The sequence below is a fragment of the Catenuloplanes atrovinosus genome, from assembly GCF_031458235.1.
Lineage (GTDB): Bacteria > Actinomycetota > Actinomycetes > Mycobacteriales > Micromonosporaceae > Catenuloplanes > Catenuloplanes atrovinosus.
The window spans coordinates 1,244,915-1,271,796 of the sequence record NZ_JAVDYB010000001.1 but is presented as its reverse complement, the minus strand read 5'-3'; the positions used below and the strand labels follow the sequence as shown (position 1 = coordinate 1,271,796).

Genomic DNA, 26,882 nt, shown 5'->3' with positions numbered 1-26,882 from the left:
GATGCGTCGTCACTAGCGTCCCAGGTGGTACAGCACGGCCGCCTCCCGGCGGTCCCGCAGCTCGGCCAAGAGCAGGTCGAGCAGGCGCCGGATCCGCTCGGTGTCGCGCAGGTCCTCTTCCTCCTCCTCGCCCAGGTGCCAGTTGGGGTGCGAGCCGAACCAGGCCGTGCGCGGCATGACGAACGGCGCGGTCACCGGCGTGCCGACCGGCACCTTCTTCTCCGCGTACCGCTCGGCGGTGGCGCGCAGCGCCAGCAGCACGCGCGCCTGCGCCTGGAGCACACCCAGATTCAACCGCGTGCCCCGCAACGGTACGGAGAACAGGTCCTCGGTGGCGACCGGCATGGGCCACGACGCCTTCTCGTCCGGCACCGGCTTCTCCGGCGCCGGCGGCGCGGTGTCCGCGCGCATCATGTACTCCAGCATGTCCCGGTGGTAGCCGACCAGCGTGACCAGGTGGTCGCGGGCCGCGTGGTCCTGGTCGAGGTGGCCGAGGCCGGCGGTGAGGGTGGCATCCGCCTCGCCGATGCCCTGCCCGCGCAGGTGCCGGACGACCGTGCGCAGGTCGTTCCAGGAGTGGCGGGTGTCGTCCAGCGCGATGGTCAGCGTGCCGGTGGTGCCGTCGTAGGTGAGCGCATCCGGCGACCAGAGCCGCTCGGTCAGGTCGGCGAGGCCGATGCCGTCGCGCGCCGCCTCGCCGAGGTGCAGGCTGATCGACAGCGCGGGCTCGGCGGCACTTCCCGCGCCCGCCAGTGCACCGTCCGCGGCGCGGTACGCGATCGGGTCGTCACCGGCCTCGATGCGCTGCTTGACGTGCTCGCGGACCGCCGCGAAGTCGCCGGGGTTCGCCACGAAGCCGTCCGCGGGCAGTTCCTCCGCGGGCACGGTGAGCGGCGACTCCGGTGCCGTCTCCGGTGCGGCCGTCCCCGGCGCGGGCGCCTCCGGCTCGGGCGCGGCCGGCTCGGGCGCGGCCGGCTCGGGCGCGGCCGGCTCGGGCGGCTCGGTGAACGTGAACGGAAGGCCCGGGGGCGTGCGGACGAAGCGCACCGCGCCCGGGTTCGGCGGCGCGGTCGCCTCGCCGCCGTTCTGCAGGTCCAGGAAGATCACGCCGACCGCGTCGCGGACCACGTTGAACGCGTGGCTCACCCCGCCGTCCGGGTCGTCGACGACCACGATGCCCTGCGTGCCCACCGGCGTGTCCGGGTCGCCCATCTCGGCCAGCACGTCGGCGTAGCCGCGCCGCATGGTGCGCAGCGGCGCGCCGGCGTACCAGGAGATCAGATCCACGTCGGTGGCGAACGACGGCGGCGCCTCGAAGCGGCCCTTCCCGCCGGTGCGCAGCGCCATGTCCGTGACGATCGCGGCGAAGACACAGTTCGTGGCGTAGGTGCCGGCCGCGGTGAGGGCCGGGCGCAGCGCCTCCATCCAGCCGTACCGGCGGGTGATCGCGCGCGGCCCACGGCTCCGGCCGATGGTCTTCCAGCCGCTGCGGTCCGCGGGCAGCGCGCCGGCCACGTCCCGGCCGTCGCCGAGCGGTCCACGGCGCGGGCCCTCGCCGGCCGGCCGCCGCCGCGGGCCGCGCGACTCCGGCGGGATCGGCGGCGGCGCCGCGCGGTCCGCCATCCCGGCCAGGCTCTCGGACGGTACGCCCTGCCGGCGGATCGAGGTCGGCACTGCCGGCGCGGCCGTGGCGGGCGCGGTGGTGGTCCACCGGCCGAGGTGGTAGAGCGCGGCCGTGTCCCGCTGGTCCCGCGGGTCGGTGAACAACAGGTCGCTCAGACGGCGGGCCGGGAGCGTCACGTCCGCGCCCGGCCGCGGGCCGCGGTCCGCGGTCCAGTCCGGATCCGGCTCGCCGGCCGTGAACCGCGCGGTGGAGAGCATCCCGCCGGCCACCCGGAACTGGGCCAGCACGGTCGCCGGGTCGAAACGGCCGACGCCGCGCGCACCCAGGCGTACCCCGTCGTGGGACACCGTCACGGACGCGGTGGCCGGGCCGCGCCGGCCGCTGCCCACGGTCATCATCCGCTGGAGCGTGGCCTCGTGCCCGGCGGCGATCGCGGTGGCGCGGGCCAGTTCCGGCTCGCTCAGCCGCCCGGTCTCGACCAGGTCCGCGGCCGCCACCTCCGGTCGCGCCACCACGGCGAACGCGCTGGGCGTCAGGCCGGCCGCGATCAGCCTGGCCTGCACGGCGGCCAGCCGCAGGTAGTCGCCGGCGTCCGGCACCGTGACGATCAGGTCGTCGCCGTCGGCGCGCTGGGTGGTGATCTCGGTGGCCATGGCGGCCAGCAGCGCGGTCCGCTCCGGGCCCGGCGGGAGCGTGAGCTCCAGCTCCAGCAGCACCCCGTTGGTCCGGGCGTCGCGCGGCTCGATCGGGTTCACGCCGGCCAGATCGCGGATGTCGTCGCCGATCGCGTCGAACGCCTCCGGGTTGCTCTGCAGATGGTCGCGGGCCGGCACGAGCGCCTGGAAGCCGTGCTGCCCCTCCAGACCGATGTGGACGGTGTGCGGCGCGCCGGGCAGCAGCTCGGTGTGGTGCCCGTTCTCGTGCAGCACGATGTTCAGGTTCAGTGCGCGGGCCAGCACCGCGGGCGTCAGCGCCTCGATGGAGGCACCGCTCAGCGTGGAGCCGGTCAGCAGGCTGCGCAGGAGCTGCTGCCCGCGGCTGAGGCCGTCGAGCGGCGAGTTGCTGCGCAGGTAGCCGTGCACCGGGCCGACGCCGTCCGCGGTCTCCAGCAGGCGCAGCAGGTCGGTGACGACCGGGTCGCCGGCGTCGATCCGGCGGGCCACCTCGGCGCGCAGCTGGATGCGCGCGTCCTGGGCGGTCCGCGCATCCACCGCGGCGGCCGGGTCCGGCGGCGTCCAGTCCGGCATGCGGTCGCGAGCGCCGGCCGGCGTGAGGACGAGCGGCAGGTCGCGCCGGGCCGCCTCGGCGAGCGTGTCGGTGTCGGTCACCTCCGCGCGCCAGGTCTCGATCCGTTCCGGGGACGGCGGCTCCGGGCGGAAGTCGGGCGCCATCGCCAGCAGCGTGCCGTACGGCAGGTCGTCGGTGCGCAGGCGGCCGGTGCTGTCCGGCAGCAGTCCGTCGAACGTCCCCGCGTTGGCGCGGAACGTCCCCGCGGCCATCGAGCGCATCGACATGGGCGTCGCGGCGCCGCGCGGCAGCGGCACGCGCTGCGCGTGGGCGCTGTGCAGCACGGCCTCGAACAGCGCGTCCGGGCCGTCGCCGGCCGAACGGACGTCCCAGCCGGCGGTGGTGCCGTCGTCGGCCGCCCGGCCGGTGCGCTGGGCGGCGCCGGCCCGCCGGGCGCGGATCTCGGCGCGCAGCGGGTCGAGCGCGGCGTTGTGCGGCTCGGCATCGCTGAGCTGCGCGGCGAGGTCGTGCAGCACGGCCGGGTCGCGCGTGACGTCCAGCGACCGCCGGACGCCGCCGGCCACCTCGTCGGTGTCCGGCACCCGCACCGGCTCGGCCGGGCCGGGTCGCGGCACGTCGAATCCGGGCTGCCGGCGCCACTGGCCGAGGGTGAGCACGCTGGTGCCGAGCTGCTGGTTCCACATCCGGCCGGCCGCGGTGGCGCGCGCCTGGAGCGCGGCCTGACCGGCACCGGGCGCGGCGGAGTGGTACGCCGCCCGGGCGCGCTCCACCCAGCCCTCGGTGAACCGGGCCGGCGTGTTCTCGCCCAGGTACCGGGCCGGCAGGTGCGGCACGGTCTCCGCGACCGTGGCGAGCGTGGCGCCCGGGTGCTCGGTACGGCCCAGCCGGGAGGCCTGCGGCTGGAGCGAGAGCACGCGCATCGCCTCGGCCTCCGCACTGCTCAGGCCGATCGGGAGTCCACCGTGGCCGGGGCCCGGGTGCGGCGGCGTGACGCGGAGCAGCGCCTCGGCCTGGAGTCGGTCCGGCGCGTCGCCGTAGAGCCGGTCCAGCAGCGCGGTGGTGGCCGGGTCCGGCGCGTCGTAGAGCCGCCAGGTGCCCAGCGGCGTGCCGGCGCGCGGCGGGCCGGCCACCTGCGGCGCGGGCGTGACCGGCCCGGACGCGGCGGCGACCGCCCGTACCGCCAGGTTGATCTGGGCCTGTGGCACGGCCGCGTCCAGGCTGAGCCCGAAGCGGAACGTGGCCGCGCCGTCCTCGATCTCGACGCCGCGCGCGTCCGCGTCCGGGATCACGTCGGCCGCGGGGTCGGTGCCGAGCCGGGTGAACGTGCCCGCGTGCGTGTCGGTGAGCGCGGTCAGCGCCGCGCCGGTCTCCGGCGTGGGCAGGCCGACCGTGACCGCGAGCGAGTCCGCGACCGGTCGGGCGCCGTGCCCGCGCAGCACGGTGAGCACCCGGCCGAGGTCCGCCCAGGGACGCTCCGCGGCGCGCAGGTCCGCGATCGTGACGTCGGCCCGGCCGGTGTCCTCGTCGATGTCCAGCTCGACGCGCCCGGTCAGGCCCGCGTCCGCGACCGCGGCCTCGATCAGCGCGGCGCGGCGTTCCACGTCGACGGAGGTCCACGGGTCCGGCGTCGGCATCACCGGCAGGCTCACCGCGAACGTGACGGTCACCGGGCCGGTCCGGCCGGTCAGGCCGCTCGGCCGCGCGTCGTCCAGCTCCGGCACCGGATGCAGGCCGGCGGTGACGCGGCGGTCCAGCCACTCGGCGACCTGCTCCGGCGCGCGGCCGTCCGGCTCCGGCGGCGTCAGGAACTGCCGCAGCGTGGACTCGTTGCCGAGCACGGCGTCGCGGTGTCGCAGGTAGTTGCGCAGCGCGCCGTCGATCCACCGGGTCCGGTCCGGCTCCGGCATCGCGTCGATCGCGGCCAGCCTGCGGTACGCGGCGCGCAGCAGCGCCGGCGGTGCCGGCATCCGGTGGTCGAGCATGCGCCGGTACGCCTCGCCGACCGTCAGGTCGCTGTCGGCCAGCCCGGCCAGCCCGGCCCGGCCGGCGCTGAGGCCGATCAGCACCTCGGTGCGGTCGGTCACGCCGGCCCGCGCGCCGATCAGGTCGGCCAGCGCGTCCAGCTCGCCGACCCGCCCGGCGAGGCCGGCCGTCTCCGGGTCCCGGGCCAGCACCCGGGCCGGGTCGGCCGGTGGCTGGTCGGTGTAGACCGGGCCGAGCGACGCCGGCGGCCGGGGCCCGCTGTCCTCCGCCGGGTGCTCGCCGGGGAACAGGTGGAACAGCAGCGCGGCCTGGGCCTGGCCGGGGCCGGGCGGGACCAGCCCGACCAGGTCGCGCCCGCTGGCCTCGTGGTCGGACAGCGCCCGGTCCAGGGTGGAGGACGCGTGGACCTCGCCCGGCGCCTCGAACCAGCGGCCGGCGGTGAGCGCGGCCGTCTCCGGGCGCCCGGCCGCGCCGACCATGGCGGAGAGCGTGGTGGTGGTGGTCTGCACGGTGAACGGCACGGACCACGGCACCTCGAACGTGACCGTGCCGCGCTCCGGGTCGACGCGCATCGGGTCGGTGGGCCGGCTGTTGTCCGCCACGAAGTCCTCGAACGAGGGGTAGCCGGCCCGCGCGGCCTCGTCGAGGTCCATGTTCGGCAGCAGCATCATCCGGTCGAGCTGCGGCAGGTGCCCGAAGTAGAGCGCGGCGAGCCGCAGGTACGCGTCGCGGTCGGCGCCGTACCCGGTGTCGATCCGGACGCTGTACGTGGGCTCGTGCGTGAGGCGCCCGAACTCGTCGCGCGTCATGGCGTCGGAGAGCAGGCTCTCCAGGCCCTCCCAGCCGTCCGGCATGCGGGCCGGGGCGAACTCCGCGTACCGGCCGCCCTCACCCTCGATCACGGTGACGCCGGGGTGCCGCGCGGTCAGCTCGTCCGCTCGTACGGTGTCGTCGATCGGCAGCCGGATCGTGACGCCCTCGGGACGCGGGATGCCGGGGTGGATCGGCAGCCGCAGGTCCGGCATGATCTCGTCGGCCGCGTTCATCGCGACGAGCGCGTCGTAGCCGCCGACCGGGTGGGTGGCCAGGTCGTCGAGCACGGCCGGGGTGATCCGGCCCTCGTCCAGGCGCCAGCCGAGGACCCGGGCCAGGCCGCGCTGGTCGGACATCCGGGTGAGCGAGTCGAGCGTCTGGCCGGTCTGGCGCAGGTGCTTGTGCGCCCACGGGATGTCCGCCTCGGTGATCGTGAACCGGCGGTGCAGCTCGTCGGCCCAGCCGGGGAACGCGGCGATCAGCCGGTCGGCGCGGACGTCTCCGCCGCCGGTGCGCTCGTCCGGCATCGTGGGCAGGATCAGCGCACCCTCCCACGCGGGTCCGGCCTGCGGGTTCGGCTCGGTGGCGGGCTCGCCCGGCCGCGGGCGCTCGCCCACGTTCTCCGGGCGCTCGTGGAAGCGCTGGATGCCGGCCAGCGACAGCGTCTGCGCCGCGATCGCGACCACCACCGGCGGCCGGCCCAGCTCGGCCGCGGCCCGGGCCAGGTCGCGCACGTCCATTCGCGCGTTGCGGGCCTGCTGGATGATGTCCTCCGGCACCGCGCCGGTGGCCCGGTGGATCGCCCACAGGTGGTCGCCGAAACCGTCCGGCGCGGGGGTGTCCCAGGTCTCCGGGTGCGGCCCGCCGAGCAGCTCGGCCACCGGCGCGAACCGGTCGTCCACGGGCGCGGTGTTCAGCGCGGACAGGTCCTCGCCGGCGAAGAACGACGGCGGCCGGCCGAGCGTGGCGGCGAGCGCGAAGAACGCGCCGGGATCGTCGACCCGCAGGTCCGCCGCGACCCGCGGCAGGTCGGCCGGGACCCGGCCGATGCGCAGCGAGTACGCCGCCACCCAGTCGCGGGACACGCCCAGCTCGGCCGCGAGCGCCGCGATCGCGGAGCGGTCCAGTTGGAGCTCGGTGACCGCGGCGTCGATGACCGTGGCCCACCGCTGGGCCTCGGTGACCGTGACGTGCGGCCGCCGGCCGCCGCGGGAACGGCCGGCCAGGTCCAGGGAGTCGGCCAGGGAGGCGGGGCGGACGCCCGGGACCGCGCCGTCCGGCACGATGCCGCCGTCGAACGCGATGTCCGGCACGATCCCGGCGTTGAAGGCGCCGTCCGGCTCGAGCGGCCACTCGGGCATCTGCTCGCCGGGGATGCCGTCCTCGTCGACGTTCCACTCGACGTCCCATTCCGGCTGCTGCGCGCCGGGGACGTCGTCGGTGTCGTCGCCGGCGCCGGTCTGCGCCGGCGCGTCCGTGAGCGGCTCGGTGTCGTCCGCCAGCGACAGGGTCTCGCCGTCGGAGTCCTCCGGGTGTTGCGCGCCCGGATCCGTGGCCACGTCGCCCGACGACTCCGAGGAGGCGTCGTCGACCGAGGAGTCCACGGGCGTCGGCAGCCCGGCCGTACCGGTCGTGATGATCGGCAGCTCCGGCATCGCGAACCGGATCGACGGGCTCGGCGACGGGGCGGGCCGTGCCGGAGCCGGCTCCGGCACGGCCACGTTCGCGGCGCCGGCGCCGGTGAGCCGGGCGAGCGCCGGCCGGGACGCGCTCGGCTGCGGCCCGCGCGGCGCGGCACCGTCCACACCGGGCGCGCCGACCAGGATGCCCTCGTCCGCGGCGAGGCCCAGGTATTGCGCCACCTTCTTGCCGAGTTCGGCGTCGGTGTCGCGGTGGCCCCGGCGGTCCCACTGAGCCGGCACGTCCGTGATGTGGCGCTCCGCCTCGGCCTCGATCCGGGCGGCCACCGTGTCGAGCCCCTCGGCACGCACGGCCTCCGGGTCCAGCGCCCGCAGCAGCGCGGGGTCGACCGTCCACCGGGTGGCCAGGTCCAGCAGGTCCGCGGGCCGGTCCAGGCCGAGCCGGCGGGCGGTCTCCGGCAGCTCGACCGGAACCCGGCGGACCGGGTCCTTGCTCACCAGCTCGTACACGTCGCTGACCTCGACGGACAGCTCGTGTGCCAGGCGGAGCAGCGCGCGGTGGTCCACCCCGGCCCGGACGTCCTCGAAGTCGTTCAGGAAGTCGAGCATCGAGATGCCGAGCCGGGACTCCGCCGTCCACCAGGCGGGCAGCCAGGTCTCCGCCGCGCGGTCCGCACGTTCCCGGTCCTGCCAGCGCGGGTGCACCGCGTTGGGCTCCGGCAGCACCGACGACCGGCTTGCCCTGTGCCCCTCGATCAGCGCGTCCAGCCGCAGTTCGAGTTCGGCCGCGGTCATCTGCTCCACCAGCACGTCCACCGGGGAGATGTCGGAGACGCCGGCGTACGCGTCGGTGAGCGCGGTGAGCGTGTCGGCGAACCGCTCGAACGCCTGCCGTGCGTCCGGCTCGGCCAGCGTCGCCGCCCGGCCCCGGAGCGCGTCCGCCGCCGCGCCGCTCAGCGCGCGGGCGAACAGCACGTCCCGGCGCTGGTAGATCAGCTCCAGCCGCTTCCGATTCGCCCGGTCGGCCGGGCTCGCCGCGTCCAGCTCCGCCCGCGCCGCGTCGCGGTCGCGCAGCGCCGCCTCGACCATGGTGACCCGCGCGGCGCCGGCCTCGGTGCCGGACAGCGCCCGGATCGCGTCCAGGGCCGGGGCGGTCTGCGCGTCGCGCCGGTGGAGCCGAGCGGTGGACTCGCGGATCTGGTGTGCCATCCGGCCCACGTCGTCCTGCTTGGCGGCCCACGACGTCAGCGCGGTCACCTGCCGCTCCGTGTCCGCGTCCAGGCCCGGCGCCGTCCGTACCGCCTCGGAGGTCTCGGTGACCCGCGGCCGCAGGTCCCGGGCGATATGGATGCGCTCATGCATCAGCTCGCCGTCGGCCTGCCCGACGTCCATGATCAGCGTCTGCACCGCCGCCGGATCGAAGCGATACCGGCCGGTACCGGCCGGGCCCATGGCCGCCAGCCGGAACGTCCAGGACCGGCGCCACCGGTCGGCGAGCCCGGTCAGCATCGCGTCCGCGGTGGAGCCCAGCTCGTGCACGGCGTCGTCCACGGTGAGCACATGGCGCGGGTCGACGCCGTCCGCGTCGCCGATCCGGGTCAGGACCGCACGGAACGGCATCAGGTGCCTCGGGTCGACGCCCACGCCGTGTGCCACCTCGAGCAGCGTCGACGGCGTGGTGCCGGCGCGCATCGCGAGCGAGCCGAGGTCGGTGGGCGCCCGGCCGGTCGTCTCGGCCAGCTCCACCAGCCGCGCCCGCTCGGTGGTGTCCAGCCCGAGCCGGTCGGCCACGGTGAGCAGCGCGGCCGGGTCGGTCAGCGCCGACCCGGTGAGCCGGTCGATCGCCTCCGGCGGCACGCCGAGCCGGCCGGCCAGGTCGTCGCGCTGAGCCGGGGTGGGCTTCGCCGGCAGGCTGTCCCACAGCGCCGGGCTCGGCGCGATCCCGCCGTCGGTGTGCAGCCGCAGCGCCTCCGCGACCCGGTTCAGCGGCACGTCCTGGAGCAGGTCGTACGCGAGGAACTCCAGGTGCCGGGAGGGCAGCAGGTGGGCGAGGTCGCTGACCGGGAAGCCGAGCCGGCCGGAGATCTCCACGTAGTGGCCGATCCGGCCGGCCTCGGTGAGCCGGTCGGCGTGCAGCTCGGCGGGCAGCAGCGCCGCCACCGCCTCGCCCTGGCCGCGGCTCTCCCGCTCCACCTGGATCGCGAGCGCCCGCCCCTGGCCGTGCTCCACCGGCTGCCACGCGCCCCAGGTGCCGTCCGGCTCGCGTCCGCGCCGCTCGGTGACGGTCGGGCCCCGGGTCTCGATCCGGTCGGCGGGCGTGGCCTCGACCACGCCGGCGTCCCGCGGCCGCCAGTCGCCCCAGGTGCCGTCGTCGGCACGCAGCCGCATCCATTCGGTACGGCCGGGCCGGGCCTCGACCGTGCCGTGGTTCGCGGTGGCCGCCGCCGCGCGCACCTGGTCCGCGACCACGGTCAGGTACGCCGGGTCGGTGATGCCGAGCGTGGTGGCGAGCGTGCGGAGCGCGAGCCCGTCGCGGAGTCCGAGCTCGGCCGCCGCCCGGTCCGGGTCGGTACGGGCCAGGAGCTTCAGCCGGGCCTTGTCCAGCGCGTGGGTGAGCAGGCCGTCCGGCAGCGCGTGCAGCAGCTCCAGCGGGACGCCGTCGTCCCGGAACGTCTTGAACAGCGGCAGGTCGGCGTCGGTCAGGCCGGCCCGGGCCGCGATGCCGGCCAGCAGCGACAGGTCGTCCTCGGTCCGGGCGCCGAACGGTTCGAGCCGCTCGCGCAGCGCGGCCGGGTCCGTGGTGTCGTGCAGGTGCTCGCCGAACACGCGCAGGCCGCGCGGGTCGACGCCGAGCGTGACCGCGAGCGGCAGCAGCCGGTACGGGTCGCGGCGCAGCCCGGCCTCGCGGGCCGTGGCGGTGACGTCGTCCGGCACCCGGCCGATCGACTCCACCAGCGACAGCAGGTCGGAAAGCGGTACGCCGGAGCGCGCCGCCAGGCCGGTGAGGCGCTCGCCGCCCGCGTCCAGCAGCGGATCGCCGAGCACCCGGTCCCAGCGCTCCGCGTCGATCCCGGCCGGGAACGGCACCACGTGCGTGGCCCGCGGTGCCGGGTACGCGTCCGGGCTCTGGTACGGCGCCAGCGCGGGCGCCGCCGCGCCGAGGCCGCCGAGCAGCCGCTCGGCCGCGGGCAGGTCGACCAGCAGCTCGACCGCGTCCGGCACGTACGCGATGCGGTCGCGCACCCCCCGGCCCTCCGGCGTCACCTCGGCCCGCACGCCCGCCAGCAGCGCCATCCGGTAGCCGTCCGGCGTGCGGACGAAGCCGGTCGGAGTGATCTCGCCGAGCTGCAGCCGCGCGCCGCTGCCGTCGCGCCCGGTGCCGAATTGCTTGGCCCCGAACGACGCGATCAGGTCGCGGCGCAGTTCCTCGGTGGGGATCGGCGCGGCCGGGCGGACGGCCCGGGCGCCACGGCCCGCGACCATGCCGAGCAGGCCGGTCGCCGGCGCGGGCCGCATCTCGTTCGCGAGCTGCCGGCCGAGCGCGGGGCTGATCGCGCCGAGCGACACCGAGCCGTCGCGGAACATCTCGGCCGGGACCGTGACCGGGCGCTCCAGCGGGTACCGCTGCTCCGGGTCCGCGACGATCGGCGGCGGCGCGGTCTGGCGCACCCGCTCGAACAGCCGCTCGGTGGCGGTGACCGTCCGCGTGCCGGTGCCGGACGCCGGGATGCGCCGCAGGTGGATGTCCACGTCGACCAGGCCGCCGTACTGCGCGCCCTCGCCGGTGAACGGCAGCGCACCGTAGTCGCCGCCGCGCCGCGCACGGATCACCAGCTCCACCCGGTCGCCGTTCGCGGCCCGCCCGGCCGGCCGCAGCGTGAGGCCGCGGCCGTACAACTGCGGCATGCGGTCGGCGAGTCGGTGCATGGTGAGGTGGCCGGTCATCCGCAGCGGCAGCGACCGCGAGCCGGCCTGCCAGGAGGCCTCGATGTCGATCTCCGGCGCGTGCTCGGCCAGCAACCGGGACGCGGCGCGGGCGAGCACGTCGCCGCCGCGCGCCCGGTCCTCGCCGCCCAGCGGCTCCAGGCCGGTGGTGACGTAGCCGGCACCGATCTCCGTGGCCGGGCGGGTGGCGGGCAGGCTGTGCGGCGTGCCGTGCGGCGCCATCGGGACGAAGACGGTACGTCCGTCCACCGTGGACCGGTGCAGGTAGATCTCGGGGTTGCCGGTGTCGCCGTACCCGTGGACGCCGTCGTCGTCGAAGACCACCAGGCGCAGGTCCAGGTCGCTCGCGATCCGCTCCGGCGCGGACGCGTCGTCCGGCGTGACCGCGTGCGCGTAGGCCGCGTCGTACCGAACGCTCGGGCCGCCGAGCAGTTGGTCCGCACCGGTCGTGATCGCGCCGAGCAGCGTGCCGTCGGAGCCGCCCAGCGCGTGCAGGCCGAGCCGGCCGGCGACCTCCGGCGTGCGGGGCGGCGTGCCGGGCTCGACCAGGAGGAACCGTACCCGCGCGGGGTCCTGCGGGCCCTTGGCCCGCTCGCCGGTCTGGCCGTCCAGGAAGACGATGCCCTCGCCGTCGTGGACCACGGTGAACGCGTGCGCGACGTCGCCGTCCGCGTCGTTGACCACGACCACGCCGATCGTGCCCGGGTCCTGCGCCGCGGCCAGCACGCCGGCGTACGGGTCGGTGCTGCCGGGCGGCGCGGTCACGTCACGCAGCGTGCGGTCGGCCCAGCTCTCCAGCACCGCCACGTCCGTCACCACGGACGGCACCGCCTGGTACGGGCCGCCGCGCCCGCGCAGTCGCAGCGCGGTCGCGATCGAGGCCAGGATGCAGTTGGTGAGGCCCTCGCCGCCCTGCTCGCGCGCCGGGTTCATCGAGGACAGCCAGGAGAAACCGCGGCTGATCCGCTCGGGCGACCGGTCCGGGCCGATCGGGCGCCAGGTGGAGGTGTCCGGCGGCGTGGCGCCGGCGACGTCGCGCGACCCCGGCCGGGTGGAGAAGTCGGCCAGTTCGACGCCGGACTCCGCCGGTGGCCGGCTGAACAGGCCGGTGAACAGCCGCCGGGCCTCACGGAACGCGGCGGCCGCGACCACCGGCACCGGCCGGGCCGGTGCGGGCTCGGCGCGGGCCGGCGCGGGCTCGGCCGGCGCGGGCCGGGACAGCTCGGGCAGCGGCAGGTCGTCGTCGCTGCTGTCCGAACGCGTGTCGATGTCGTCGTCCAGCAGCGAGGCCAGGTCCTCCGCGGCCCGGTCGCGCTCCGGCGCGCGCGGCGCCGGAGCCGTCGGGCGGACCGGCTCCAGCTCGGCCGGCGGCTGCGCGGACAGCTCGGGCAGCGGCAGATCGTCGTCGTCGCTGTCGGAGCGCGCGTCGCTGTCGTCGTCCAGCAGCGAGGCCAGGTCGTCGACGGCCGGGTCCCGCTCCGGCGTGCGCGTCCGCGGCGCGATCGGCTGCATCCGGATCGGCTGCGGCTCGGTGCGCAGGTGCATGGACAGCTCGGGCAGCGGCAGATCGTCCTCGTCGGAGAACGAGTCCGTGTCGTCGTCCCGCACGGTGGTGTCCCGCTCCGGCGAGCGCGAGCGCCCCAGGGCCGGCGCCGGCAGCGGCAGCGGCTCCGGCAGCGGCCCTTCGATCTCGGCGTCCGGTGTGCTGCCGTCGGTGGAGAGCCGGCCCAGCTCGATCGAGTCCGCGTCCTCGCCGAGTTCCCGGTTCCGGACGGACGCGGCGCGCGCGGACGGCGGCGCGGTACGGACCGGCGGCGGCGCGGTACGGACCGGTGGCGGCGTCGCCTCCGCCGGCGGGTCCGGCCGTTCGCCGCTGCTGAGCAGCATCGCGTCGTCGAGGTCGACCTCCAGCACCTCGCCCTTGGGCCCGTAGACGACCAGCGTGACGTCGTACTTGTAGAGGAAGTAGTTGCGCCGCGCCTCCGAGTTGCGCTCGGAGACGGAGTTGCTGGCCGCCTCGAACGCGGTCTCGCTGGACCACGCCATGCCGGGCGAGACGCCGCTGCCGAGCTTGCTGTCCTCGCCGACCTTGCCGCGGCCGATGAAGCCGGCCGACAGCTCCGTGTTCACGCTCTTCGACGACTCGTGCGTGGGCGCGGTCGCGGCCTGCTGGTAGCCGCGGCCCTTGTGCGACTCGGTCAGCGGCTGCCAGTCCGGCCGCGGCGTGGCCGTGCCCTCGGCCGGCGCGGTCCCGTCCGGGGTGGTCTGCGGCGGCGGCACCGGCACCGCGTAGTAACGGCCGCCGCGCACGTTGATGCCGGCGCGCAGGTCCGTACCCGGGATGGTGAAGTCGTGCCGCAGGAGCTGGTCCAGGCGGGGGCGCTGCATGGAGTCGCTGCCCTCGCGGCGGATCTCCCGCTCGAAGTCGCTGAACCGGCCCTTGCCCGGCACCTCGTGCACGCCGTCCTGGGTCAACTGCTCCGTGGTCGGCCGCCAGCGCGGCGGCTGGCTGACCAGCGGCGCCCACTTGCTCAGCGCCTTGGCGATCGGCAGCAGCGTCCACGGGTGCACCGTCTTGTCCCGCAGCAGCGTGCCGTTCAGCTCCGGCACGTGCGACGGCATCCGCGGCGCGGGCGGCGGATCGGCGGGTCGTGGCGCCCAGCGCGGCGGGCGGGCCGTGGCCGGCGTGTGCGTGGCGCGCTGCCAGCTGCCCTCCTGGTCCACGGGCACGGTGAGGTACCTCGGCACCAGCATGCGGGCCGAGCCGTCGTCCGCGTGCGGCGTGGCCGTCCAGTCCCACTTGATGAACCGCAGGTCCGGGTCGTACCAGAGCTTGCGGGCCAGCGGGTGGTCGTTGGTGATGGTGAACAGCGAGTCCCGGATCGTCGACGAGATCATCCGGAAGATCTCCGGCTTCTCGTTGGTCAGCCCGATGTTGATCTCGAACTGGAGCGGCTGGTTCAGCTCGACGGACTTCTTCGTACCGACCCGGAAGATGTCCTTGACCGTCTCGCCCATGCCGCGCGAGTGCGAACTCTCCCATTCGCGCCCGCCCTCGGCCTGCCCGCCCAGGTCGCCGCCCGGTACGCCGCCGCGCCCGCGGAACTTGCCGCCGAAGAACCCGCTGGACGAGTGCGAGACGTCGTGGCCCTTGGCGTCGTGGCCCTCGCCGCGCAGCGTCAGCCCGGCCTCGTCCCGGTCCCGGCTGGAGGTCGGCGTGCCCTCGGTCGCGTTGACCTGGATAGCCAGATACTTCGTGTTCCCGTAGGGCGTGACGATCGGGACCCAGGCCAGCACGCCCTCGCCGGTCAGCGGGAAGTACTGCGACTCCAGCGCCCAGTCCGCGAACCGGCTCTCGATCGCGCGCTGCAGCGGGGTCGGCACCGGCCGGCCGTTCGCGTCCGGCGGCGGCAGCAGACCCTTGGCCCGCAACGCCTCCACGATCTTCGGCAGCACGTCCGGCGCCGTGACCCGCTCCGGATGACCGGCCGCCCGGGTCAGCGCCGGATCCACGATCTGCCGGGTCAACGTCGGCTCGGACGCATCCTCCTTGACCGCCTCCGGCAGCCCCAGATCCTCCGCGATCCGATCCGGAGTGATGAAATCCGCACCGTGCTTGACCTCGACATACCGCGTCTGCGACTCCACCGCCTCGGTCACGATCTTCGGGGTGAGGCCGTCGAGCTGCACGCCGCCGTCGCGCCAGCGCACCGTGGTCACCTCGAAGACCGGCGTGCCCCGGTACGAGTGGACCAGGTCGTTGTAGGTGGCCCGGGTGATGTCGATGTTGCCCTTGCCGGTCGGCGTGGCCGTGGCGGTGGACTTGCCACCGCCGCCGGCGAACCCGATGTTGATCCGGTCCGCGTCCGACTCCCCCACGCCGGTCGCGCCGCCGATGATGGCCCGGCGGTGCAGCCCGCCGTCCTTCGGCGTGGCCGGCGTGCCCTTCGCCGCCTGCTCGCCGCTCTTGCTGACCGGCGCGACCACGCCGACGCCGGCCGCGCCGCCGGCGCTCCACTTGACCTTGCGCTCGCGGTCCTGGCTGAGCGCGGACTGCACGTAGTGCTCGATCTCCGTGCTGGTGCCCTTGTCCTGGTGCTCCGGCTCGGTGAACCGGGTGCGGACCACCACGGCCTGGTGCCAGCCGTCGTGGTCCGGCAGCGGGATGGTCCAGCCGTTCTCGCTGGTCTGCTCCGCGAAGTGCGCGCCCAGCTCGGATGGGATGCCGGCCTTCCAGATCGCCTGCGGCCAGTTCAGCGGCTCCTGGTACCAGGCGCGGCCGAGCTTGTTGAGATCCCGGTAGGCGCGCGCGGCCGCGGCCACCACGGACGGCATGGTCATGAAGAAGGGGTACGTACCGGAGGCGCCCTTGGAGTCGAACGGCACGTGCCGCCCGTTGGTCCAGGACGCCGGCGGCTTCCGGGTGATCGTGGTGGCGCCGGCCTCGACGCGCTGCGCGGGCGTGACCTTCGACGGCGCCAGGTGCTCGTGCGGCACCGCCACCTGGTTCACCGTGTGGTCCGGCTTGCCGACCAGGTACGTCTCCCGGTCCAGCCCCTTCTTCCGGATCGCCACCTCGTACGTGACGTCGTAGGCGAACTCGGTCACCGAGCCGGTGGTCTCGGTGCGCCGGTAGTGCTTGACCGAGTCCTTGTACGCGGTGTCCTCGGAGACCGAGCGCCCGCCCTCGACCTGCACGCGCGGGAGCTGGAGCTTGACGCCGGACGGCAGCGGGACGAGCAGGCCGCCGGCGAGCGAGAACTGGACCTCGTTCTCCGTGCCCAGCGCGCCCTCGGTGGTGCCGCCGTAGACCGCGCGCTGGTTGACGTCCATGTCGTAGTCGTGGTTCGCGCGCCGCCGGCCGGTGTGCGCGGTCACCAGCACGTCGTACTGCTCGCCGTCGATGTCCACGGTGTACGGCTGGCCGGCCTCGACGCGGCCGTAGTCGGCCTCCATCGCCGGGCGCCCGCTGTGCGTCTTGACCAGCGTGGTGGCGGCGTCGCCGATGTCCGGCTTGCCGGACAGCTTCTGCAGCGCCGTGACGATCGTCGGCATGACCGCCTCGGAGCCGGGCAGGCCGACCACCACGCCCGCGCCCAGACCGCGCCGCGAGGCCAGCTGCAGCGGCTCGGTCTCGTGCGGGTCCTGGCGGTACGGGCGGCGGGCCTGCGGCGCGTTCGTCCGCTGCGGGCCGAGCTTGCGCTCCGCCTCCACCGACGTGACCGGCTCGGTGACCGGCTCCACCGGCGGCGCGTCCACGTCGTAGCGCCGGCCCGGCTCCGCGGTGGTGCCGATCAGCGACTGCTCGAAATCCGTCCGCTCCGACACCGGCACACCGAACTCGATGGTCAGATCGTCCGTGGTCACCGGCGGAACGCCCGTGACACCGGAGGTGAGCAACTGCCCGCTGATCGTCAGCTTGTACCGGGCCTGATCCTCCTTGCGCTTGAGCACGGTGTGGTTCGACGCGTCGACCGCGATCTCGGAACCGGACTCGCGGGTGGAGCTGAACTCCGGGCCGCCGCCGAAGATGCCCTTGAAGCGCTTGTCCTCGGTGCCCGCCGGCGGCTTGCCCTCGGAGGTCAGGCCGTACCCGAAGACCTCCGTGCTGACCGAGACGCCGCTGGACCCGTCGACGCCCTGCGACTCGGACGAGACGATGCCCAGGTCGTCGCGGACCGCGACCTTCGGGGCCGTGCCCAGGAACTGCAGGTCGCCGAGCGTGACCGAGAGGTCGAGCCGCATGGTGCCCTCGTCGCCGGTGAGGCCGCCCTCCCGGTCGCCGGTGGTGAACAGCAACCGGTTGCGGTTGATCACCGCACGCTCGTTCAGGAACTGCTTCACCCCCTGCTGGACGTACGGCAGCGCCTTCTCCGCGCCCAGCTTCGCGACCAGCGCCTTCTCCCACGCGGCGATCAGATTCTTGGTGGCGAACGCGTTCAGCACCGTGTGCGCGCGGTGCGGGCGCCGCTGATCGGCCGGCGTCGGCTCCGGCCCCGCGGGACCGGCCCGGTCGGTGAGCGTGTCCGTGCCGTTGGCCGGGTCGGTGTACTCCTTCGGGAACGTGACCGTGGCGGTGGCGCGCGCGGGCCGGTCGTTCGTGCCGTCCGGCGTGGTGCGGCCGAGCGGCTCGCCGTCGATCAGCACCTCGAAGCCGAGGTTGACGTCGAACGGCTGGTTGTTCTCGATGAACATCTGCCGGCCCGCGACCAGGCGCCGCTCCGCGGCCTCGGACTCGGAGACGCTGCTGGTGTTGCTGATCTCCGGCAGGTGCATGATCAGTCGCGCGGCGCGCCAGCCGAGCCCGCCGATCGACCCGTCCAGGCTGGACTCGTTCGCGCCGCCGCTGCCCCGGCTGGTCTCGCTCTTCGAGGTGGTCGAGCCGAAGCTGACCTTGTACACGCGCGGGCCGTCCGGCTGCGACGCGGGCGTGAACGAGTCCATGATCGGGCGGAGCCAGACCAGCTTGCCGCCGGCCACCCCGTGGATGCCCTGGTAGAGCGCGTCGTCCCACTTCTCCAGGAACGCGTCCGTCTTCGCGTCGGTACGGCCCTCCTGCGGCGCGGGCGCGGTCAGCAGCTCGGCGATCTTGTCTCTGACCAGGTTGCGGATCTCCGCGTCCTGGGCGGCGGTGAGCGACTCGTTCCGGGGCAGGTCGTCGGCGTAGCTGCGGGCCAGCTCCGCGATCCGCTGCTCCGACGACGTGCCGGTGACCGCGGCCGGGTCCTGGTCGGCCTGGACGCCGGCCTTGAGCACGTTGGTCTGGCCGAGCGCGCCGACGCGGAGGAACCAGGGGCCGGTCGGCTCCCGCGGCGTCTCCGGCGTCTCCGGCGCGGACGCCGGAATCTCCGGCTCCCGGGTCTCCGGCTCCCGCGTCTCCTCCGGTTCCTGGGTCTCCGGCTGCCGGGTCTCCTCCGACTCGGCCGGGTCGCGGGTCTCCTCCGGCTCGGCCGGGTCGCGGGTCTCCTCCGGCTCGGCCGGCGCCCGGGTCTCCTCCGGCTCGGCCGGGTCCCGGGGCTCCTGTGCCGTCGACGGGTCGCGGGTCTGCGGCGACCCGGTCTCCGGCTGCGCCACGAGCTCCTGCGGCTCGACGTCCGCGGGCGTGGAGACGCCGGACGAGGATCGGCTCGACGGCGGGGAGAGTCGCTCGCGCGGCAGGTCGCGCAGCTCGCCCTCGAACGGCGCGGCATCCGCGCCCGAGCCGGTGCGGTTCGCCGGCAGGTCGCGCAGTTCGAGCAGTTCGCCGTCCGGCCGCTCACCGTCCGGCCGGCCGTTGAGCAGCATCCGGGCGTCCCGCGCGGCGGTGTCCGACTCCGGCGTGCGCGGCCGCGGCACGGTCACCTCCGCCGGCACGACCCGCTCCGGTAGCGGCGTCGGGCCGTCCACGTCCAGTTCGGACGTGCCGGCCGGCGCGATCGTCACGCCGTCGGTGGAGAGCCGGTCCAGCTCGATCGACTCCGCGTCCTCGCCGAGCGCCTGGTTCCGCACGGACGCGGCCCGCGCGGACAGCGGCGCCGGCACGGTACGGTCCGGCGGCGGCGTCGGGTCCGCGGGCGGGTTCGGCCGCTCGCCGCTGATCAGGTGCATCGCGTCGTCGAGGTCGACCTCCAGCACCTCGCCCTTGGGCCCGTAGATGACCAGCGTGACGTCGTACTTGTAGAGGAAGTAGTTTCGTCGTGCCTCCGAGTTGCGCTCCGAGACCGCGCTGCTGGCCGCCTCGAACGCGGACTCGCTGGACCACGCCATGCCGGGCGAGAAGCCGCTGCCGAGCTTGCTCTCCTCGCCGATCTTGCCGCGGCCCAGGAAGCCGGCGGACAGTTCGGTCTCCACGCTGGTCGACGACTCGTGCGTGGGCGCGGTCGCGGCCTGCTGGTAGCCGCGGCCCTTGTGCGACTCGGTCAGCGGCCGGACCGTGTCCTGCGGCGTGCCGCCGTCGCCGGTCGCGGTCCCGTCCGGCGCGGTCTCCGGCGGCGCCGGCATCCGGTAGTAGTGGCCGCCGCGGACCTTGATGCCGGCCCGCAGGTCCGTACCCGGGATGGTGAAGTCGTGCCGCAGCAACTGATCCAGGCGAGGGCGCTGCATGGAGTCGCTGCCCTCGCGGCGGATCTCCCGCTCGAAGTCGCTGAACCGGCCCTTGCCCGGCACCTCGTGCACGCCGTCCTGGGTCAACTGCTCCGTGGTCGGCCGCCAGCGCGGCGACTGGCTGACCAACGGCGCCCACTTGCTCAGCGCCTTCGCGATCGGCAGCAGCGTGAACGGGTGCACCGTCTTGTCGCGGAACAGTTCGCGGTTGAGGTCCGGCACGCCGGCCGGCATGCGGTCCCCGGTCGGCGGGTCCGGCGGCCGGGGCGCCCAGCGCGGGTCGCGCGCGGGCGTGGACTCGTGCGTCGCGCGCTGCCAGTCGCCCTGCCCGTCGACCGGCAGCGTCAGGTACCGGGGTACGAGCATGCGGGCCGAGCCGTCCTCGGCCCGCGGCGTCATCGTCCAGTCCCAGTTGATGAACCGCAGCTTCGGGCTGTACCAGAGCTGGCGGGCCAGCGGGTGGTCGTTGGTGACCGTGAACAGCGACTCCCGGATCGCCGAGGAGACCACCCGGAACGCTTCCGGCTTCTCGTTCGTCAGGCCGATGTTGATCTCGAACTGGAGCGGCTGGTTGAGCTCGACGGACTTCTTCGGGCCGACCCGGAAGATGTTCTTGACGGTCTCGCCGATGCCGCGCGAGTGCGAGCTCTCCCACTCGCGGCCGCCCTGCGCCTGGCCGCCGAGGTCACCGTCGCCGACCCCGGCCCGGCCGCGGAACTTGCCGCCGAAGAAGCCGGTCGTCGAGCTCTCGTGCTCGTGGCTGCGCGCGTCGTGGCCCTCGCCGCGCAGCGTCAGCCCGGCCTCGTCCCGGTCCCGGCTGGAGGTCGGCGTGCCCTCGGTCGCGTTGACCTGGATCGCCAGATACTTCGTGTTCCCGTAGGGCGTGACGATCGGGACCCAGGCCAGCACGCCCTCGCCGGTCAGCGGGAAGTACTGCGACTCCAGCGCCCAGTCCGCGAACCGGGTCTCCAGCGCGCGTTGCAGCGGGGTCGGCACCGGCCGGCCGTTCGCGTCCGGCGGCGGCAGCAGACCCTTGGCCCGCAACGCCTCCACGATCTTCGGCAGCACGTCCGGCGCCGTGACCCGCTCCGGATGACCGGCCGCCCGGGTCAGCGCCGGATCCACGATCTGCCGGGTCAACGTCGGCTCGGACGCACCCTCCTTGACCGCCTCCGGCAGCCCCAGATCCTCCGCGATCCGATCCGGAGTGATGAAATCCGCACCGTGCTTGACCTCGACATACCGCGTCTGCGACTCCACAGCCTCGGTCACGTACGTGGGCACGCCGTTCGTGGTCTGCACGCCGGCCTCGCGCCAGCGCACCATGGTGACCTCGAAGACCGGCGTGCCCCGGTACGAGTGGACCGTGTCGTTGTACGTGGCCCGGGTGATGTCGATGTTGCCCTTGCCGGTCGGCGTGGCCTCCGCGGTCGACTTCCCGGCGCCGCCCGCGAAGCCGATCGCGATGCGGTCCGAGTCGGACTCGGTCTGACCGGTCGGGCCGCCGATGATCGCGCGGCGCTGGAGGCCGCCGTCCTGGGTGCCCGGCTCGGTGCCGTTCTTCGCGGCCTGCTCGCCGCCCTTGCTGACCGGCGCCACCACCCCGACGCCGACGCCCGCCTCGGCGCCGTACTCGACCTTGCGCTCCCGGTCCTGGCTGAGCGCGGACTGCACGTAGTGCTCGATCTCCGTGCCGGTGCCCTTGCCCTGGTGCTCCGGCTCGACGAACCGGGTGCGGACCACCATCGCCTGGTGCCAGCCGTCCTGGTCCGGCAGCGGGATGGTCCAGCCGTTCTCGCTGGTCTGCTCCGCGAAGTGCGCGCCCAGCTCGGACGGGATGCCGGCCTTGAAGATCGGCTTGGGCCAGTTCAGCCACTCGCTGTACCACGTGGTGCTGAGGTGGTTCAGGTCCCGGTAGGCGCGCGCGGCCGCGGCCACCACCGAGGGCATGGTCATGAAGAAGGGGTACGTACCGGAGGCGCCCTTGGAGTCGAACGGCACGTGCCGCCCGTTCGTCCAGGACGCCGGCGGCTTCCGGGTGATCGTGGCGGAACCGGCGTCGATCCGCTCCGTCGAGGTGACCGGCGTCGACGGCAGGTGCTCGTGCGGCACCGCCACCTGGTTCACCGTGTGGTCCGGCTTGCCGACCAGGTACGTCTCCCGATCCTGGCCCTTCTTGCGGACCACGACCTCGTAGGTGACGTCGTAGGTGTACTCGGTGACCTTGTCCGTGGTCTCGGTGCGCCGGTAGTGCTTGACCGTGTCCTTGTAGGTGGTGCCCTCGGACACCGAGCGCGCGCCCTCGACCTGCACGCGCGGGAGCTGCATCTTGACGCCGGACGGCAGCGGCACCACCAGGCCGCCGGCCACCTTGCCCTTGATCTCGGTCTCGCTGCCGAGCGACCCCTCGGTGGTGGCGCCGATCACCGCGCGGTGGTTGACGTCCATGCTGTAGTCGTTGTTCGCGCGCCGCCGGCCGGTGTGCGCGACCACGGCCACGTCGTACTCCTGGCCGTCGATCTCCACGGTGTACGGCTGGCCGGCCTCCACGCGGCCGTAGTCGGCCTCCATCGCGGCGCGGCCGTTGTTCGTCTTCACCACCGTGGTGGCCGCGTTGCCGATGTCCGGCTTGCCGGACAGCTTCTGCAGCGCCGTGACGATCGTCGGCATGACCGCCTCGGAGCCGGGCAGGCCCACCACCACGCCCGCGCCCAGACCGCGCCTCGACGCCAGCTGCAGCGGCTCGGTCTCGTGCGGCACCTGGTGGTACGGGCGGCGGGCCTGCGGCGCGCTCTGCCGCGGCGCGCCGAGCCGGCGGTCCGCCTCCACCGACGTGACCGGCTCGGTGACCGGCTCCACCGGCGGCGCGTCCACGTCGTAACGCCGGCCCGGCTCCGCGGTGGTCCCGATCAGCGACTGCTCGAAATCCGCCCGCTCCGACACCGGCACACCGAACTCGATGGTCAAGTCGTCCGTGGTCACCGGCGGAACGCCCTTGACACCGGAGGTGAGCAACTGCCCGCTGATCGTCAGCTTGTACCGGGCCTGATCCTCCTTGCGCTTGAGCATGGTGTGGTTCGACGCGTCGATCGCCAGCTCGGAGCCGGACTCGCGGGTGGACGAGATCTCCACGCCGCCGCCGAAGATGCCCTTCAACCGCTCGTCCGGTACGCCCTTCGGCGGCTTCGGCTGCGCGGTCAGGTTGTAGCCGAAGAGCTGATGGTCCGCGGAGACACCGCTCGCGCCCTCCGTGCTCTTCGACTCGGTGGAGACCACGCCCATGTCGTCGCGGACCGCGATGCCCGGCGCGGTGCCGAGGAACTGCAGCGTGCCCAGCTTCACGGACAGGTCGAGCTGCATGGTGCCCTCGTCGCCGGTGAGGCCGCCCTCCCGGTCGCCGGTGGTGAACAGCAACCGGTTGCGGTTGATCACCGCACGCTCGTTCAGGAACTGCTTCACCCCCTGCTGGACGTACGGCAGCGCCTTCTCCGCGCCCAGCTTCGCGACCAGCGCCTTCTCCCACGCGGCGATCAGATTCTTGGTGGCGAACGCGTTCAGCACCGTGTGCGCGCGGTGCGGGCGCCGCTGATCGGCCGGCGTCGGCTCCGGCCCCGCGGGACCGGCCCGCTCGGTGGTCGCGTCCGCGGGCGGCGCGTCCGTGCCGTTGGCCGGGTCCGTGTACTCCTTCGGGAACGCGACCGTGGCCGTGGCAGCGTCCGCGCGGCCCGGCGTGCTGGTGCCACGCAGCTCGCCGTCCACGTAGACCTCGAAGCCGAGCCGGACCTCGAACGGCTGCGAGTTCTCGATGAACATCTGCCGGCCGGCCACCAGGCGCCGCTCGGCCGCCTCGGACCTGCTGATGCCGCTGGTGGTGCCGATCTCCGGCAGGTGCATGATCAGCCGCGCGACCCGCCAGCCGAGGCCGCCGATCGAGCCGTCCAGCGCGGTCTCGTTGCCCGCGCCGGTGCCGGTCTTCTTCTCGCTCTTGGACGTGGTCGAGCCGAAGTTCACCTTGTACGAGCGCGGGCCCTCCGGGGTCTCGGCGGGCGTGAACGCCTGCAGGACCGGCAGCACCCGGACCAGCCTGCCGTTCGCCACGCCGTGCACGCCCTGGTAGAGCGCGTCGTCCCACTTCTCCAGGAACGCGTCCGTCTTCGCGTCGGTCCGGCCCTCCTGCGGCGCGGGCGCGGTCAGCAGATCGACGATCTTGTCGCTGACCAGGTCGTGGATGGCGGCGTCCTGCACAGCGGTGTCCGAGTCGGCCGGGAACAGGTCGTCGGCGTAGCCGCGCGCCATCGTCTGGATGCGCTGGGCGGAGGTGTCGCCCGGGCGGATGCCGGCCGTAACCACGTTGGCCTGGCCGAGCGCGCCGACCCCGAGGTACCAGGGCTTGTCGAGCACGGGCGCGGGCGGCGCCCCCTCGGTCCGGCCACCCTCCGGCTCCTGCTCCTGCTCCTGCTCCTGCTCCGGCTCCTGCTCCGGCTCCTGGCTCTCGTTCTCGGACTCCGCGTACCGGACTTCCTCCTCGGGCCCGGAGTCCTGCGACTCGTCCTCAGGCTCGGAGCCCCGGGACTCATCCTCAGAATCCGAATCCCGGGACTCGTCCTCAGGCTCGGAGCCCCGGGACTCATCCTCAGAATCCGAATCCCGGGACTCGTCCTCAGGCTCGGAGCCCCGGGACTCATCCTCAGAATCCGAATCCCGGGACTCATCCGCAGGCTCGGAATTCTGCGACTCGTCCTCGGACTCCGTGTTCCGGCTCCGGCCCTCGTCCTCGGGCTCGCGGGTCGGCTCCGGGGTTTGCGGGTCGCGGGTCTCCTGGACCTCAGGGTCGGTGGTCTCCCGGGGCTCGGGCTCCGTCCGCGGGCGCGTGACGTCCGTACCGTCGCGGCGGGGCTCCGGCTCGGTGGAGCGCGCCCGCGGCGCGGTGAGGTCCGCGTCCACCGGCCGGCTGCTCATCGGCAGGTCGGTGAGGGCGCGCACGTCCAGTGACGGCGGCTCGAAGTCGCCCGGCCGGGAGACGCCGTTCGGGTCGATCAGCAGCGCGCGGGCGGACACGAACGACTCGGCCGGGGGCCGCGCAGCGGTGGACCGGGTGGCCGGCGGGTCGCTCAGGTTCTGCCAGCGCACGCCCGCGTCCGGGGTGCGGTGGACCAGGTAGACGCGTCCGGCGTCGCGGCCGGGCTGCTGCACCGTGACGACCGCGGACGCGCCCGGCCCGAGCTTCTCCACCTCGACCTCGACGGACTGCCGCGAGCCGACCGGTGCGAAGCCCTCCACGTCCGCGCTCGGGCCGCGGCCGATGCCGGAGTCGTCGCGGGTGCGCGGTGGGCGTACCGCGTGCGGCAGCGGCCCGCCCGGGTAGAGGCGGCCGAGCAGCGCCCGGGCCCGCGCCATGCCCTCGGTGATCGTCGGGTCGGCGCCGCTGCGGGAGGTCAGCGCGTTCCCGTCCTTGACCACCTCCGCCGCGGCCTTGTCCAGCGTGGGGCTGCCCATCGCCAGCCATCTGGTGTCGGTGTCCACGCGCTGCGTGCCGAGCCGGCCGCCGGGCTGGCGCAGCACCAGGTCGACCGGCCGGCCGAGCGACGTGGCCGCGGCCTTCGCGACGGTCAGCGCCTGCGGTTCGGTGGCGGTCGGGCGCGGGTCCGTGGGGGCGTCCGCGAACAGCTTCGGCGTGTCGCCCTCGGGCCAGGTGAGCGGCGCGCGGGACGGGTCGAACCCGCCGTCGTCCGTCTTCCAGTCCTGGGCCAGCGTCGCGACGTCCGCCGGCGGGCGGCCGATCCGGTCCGGGTGGTCGTCGGCCAGCGCGTTGGCCCACTCCTTCGGCATCATGCCGATGAAGCCGCGCTGGTCCTTGGCCTTGATCCGGAAGTCGTTGTCGCCCTCCTGGGTCCAGGTGGCGTCGAAGACGTAGTAGTCGAAGTCGCCCTCGCGGATCTTGTTGACCTCGACGTACCCGGCGGATGAGGTCGCGCCCACGTCCTCCCGCTCACGCGCGCCGACCGCGTCGGCCGACGCGTCGAACAGCGGCGTCTCCTCGCTGCCGAGCACCGGCTCCGCGAACTCGCCGCCCTGCCGCTGCGACCACTCCAGCTCGCTGCGGCGGATGCGCTCGAACTCGCTCTCCTCCTCCTTCGAGGTCTCCGGGAAGTTGAGCGTGTTGGCCTCGCCGCGGGTCAGCCAGCGGCCGTTGGTCAGCGTGACGTGGACCTTGACCGGCTTGCCGTTCAGGCCCTCGACCTCGAAGGTACGGGTGAGCAGCGCCTTGATCCGGTGCCGCGCGTTCTCGTGCTCCAGGGCCTGCTGCCGTGCATACCCGTCGATGCCCAGTGGGTCGGCCTTGCGGCTGGCCGGCGGCGCGGTCGGCGGGATGGTGGCGCCGCCGATGTGGTTGCGCTGCTCGGTCGTCGGGCTCCACCGGTTCTCCGACACCGTGAGCGTCCAGCCGGCCAGGTCGCCGATGTGCGGCAGCTTGAGCGCGTGCACCACGTTCGCCAGCTTGGCGTCGAAGTCGGAGACGGCCGGCGGCTTGATGAAGCGCGGCTCCGCCGTGATCTCCAGCGGCGCGGGCGCCGGTGCCGGCGGCGCGAGCGCGGCCAGGTGCGGCTCGGACGGCCGGTACGTGGTCAGGTGGCTCGGCACGATCGCGCGCGAGGTGCCCTTGACGTCCGTCGAGGTGGCGATCGGCTTCTGGTTCGGGCCGAACAGCCGCGGCCACGCGCTGGACATCCGCTGCCCGGTGAAGAAGTTCGCGGCCAGCAGCGGCGATTCCGCGGTGCGGCCGAGCAGGCGGAGGATCTCCGGCGAGTCGGTGACGCTGAACAGCTCGATCGTGTAGCCGAGGTTCTGGTCGAACTCCTGCGCGACCGCGTCCTTCGCGGTGGCGCGGCGGATGTCCCGGTCGGTGCCGACCTCGCTGGTGACCTGGGCGCCGCCCCGCTCGCCGCGGTACCCGAGCGCCAGCGACACCCGGTTGGCGTCCTCGTCGGCCCAGCGCCCGCCGACCGCGGCGGTGCCCGCGATGGCGGTGCCCTCGTGGTGGGAGTCCTTCGTGACGTCGAGCGACTGGCCACCGGTGGTGATCTTGACGTCCGGCCGGGACTGCGTGTGCGTCCGCCCGTCGACGGTCTGGGTGACCTTGACGCCGATGTACCGCATCCGGCCGAACCCGGCGCTCTTCGGGTGGATGTAGCGGATGCCGCTCGCGTCCACGGACGGGCTCTTGGCGCCGAGCGCGACGTCGGAGAAGTGCGCCTGCAGGCCGGCCTTGAGCGTCGAGCCGACCTCCAGCTCGTCCGCCGTGACCAGGTTCGCGTCAACCATCATCCGCTTGACGGTGGTGAGCACGTCCTTGGCCTTGACGCCCTCGATGTAGGCGACGCCGGTCGCGAGGTCCGGGTCGATGACGTCCAGGTTCGGGTCGGCCGGGTCCGGCGTGTGCGGCTTCGGCGCGTCGTCGGCCGGCTCCGGCGGAGTCAGGCCGAGCTGGAGCGCGCGCTGGTGCGGCATGGACAGTTCGGCGCTGCCGTCCGCGCGGACGAACGTGG

The 26,882-nt window shown here is 74.6% G+C and carries 1 protein-coding gene (cut by a window edge); it reads right to left on the bottom strand.

Annotated elements, in window-relative coordinates:
• Positions 1 to 12: 12 nt before the first annotated feature.
• Positions 13 to 26,882, bottom strand: partial view of a WXG100-like domain-containing protein gene (locus tag J2S41_RS05300; RefSeq protein ID WP_445343917.1) — the 3' portion only. The gene runs 17,044 nt beyond the window's last position; only the last 26,870 of its 43,914 coding nucleotides appear in the window; its start codon lies beyond the right edge, outside the window; the stop codon is at positions 13 to 15.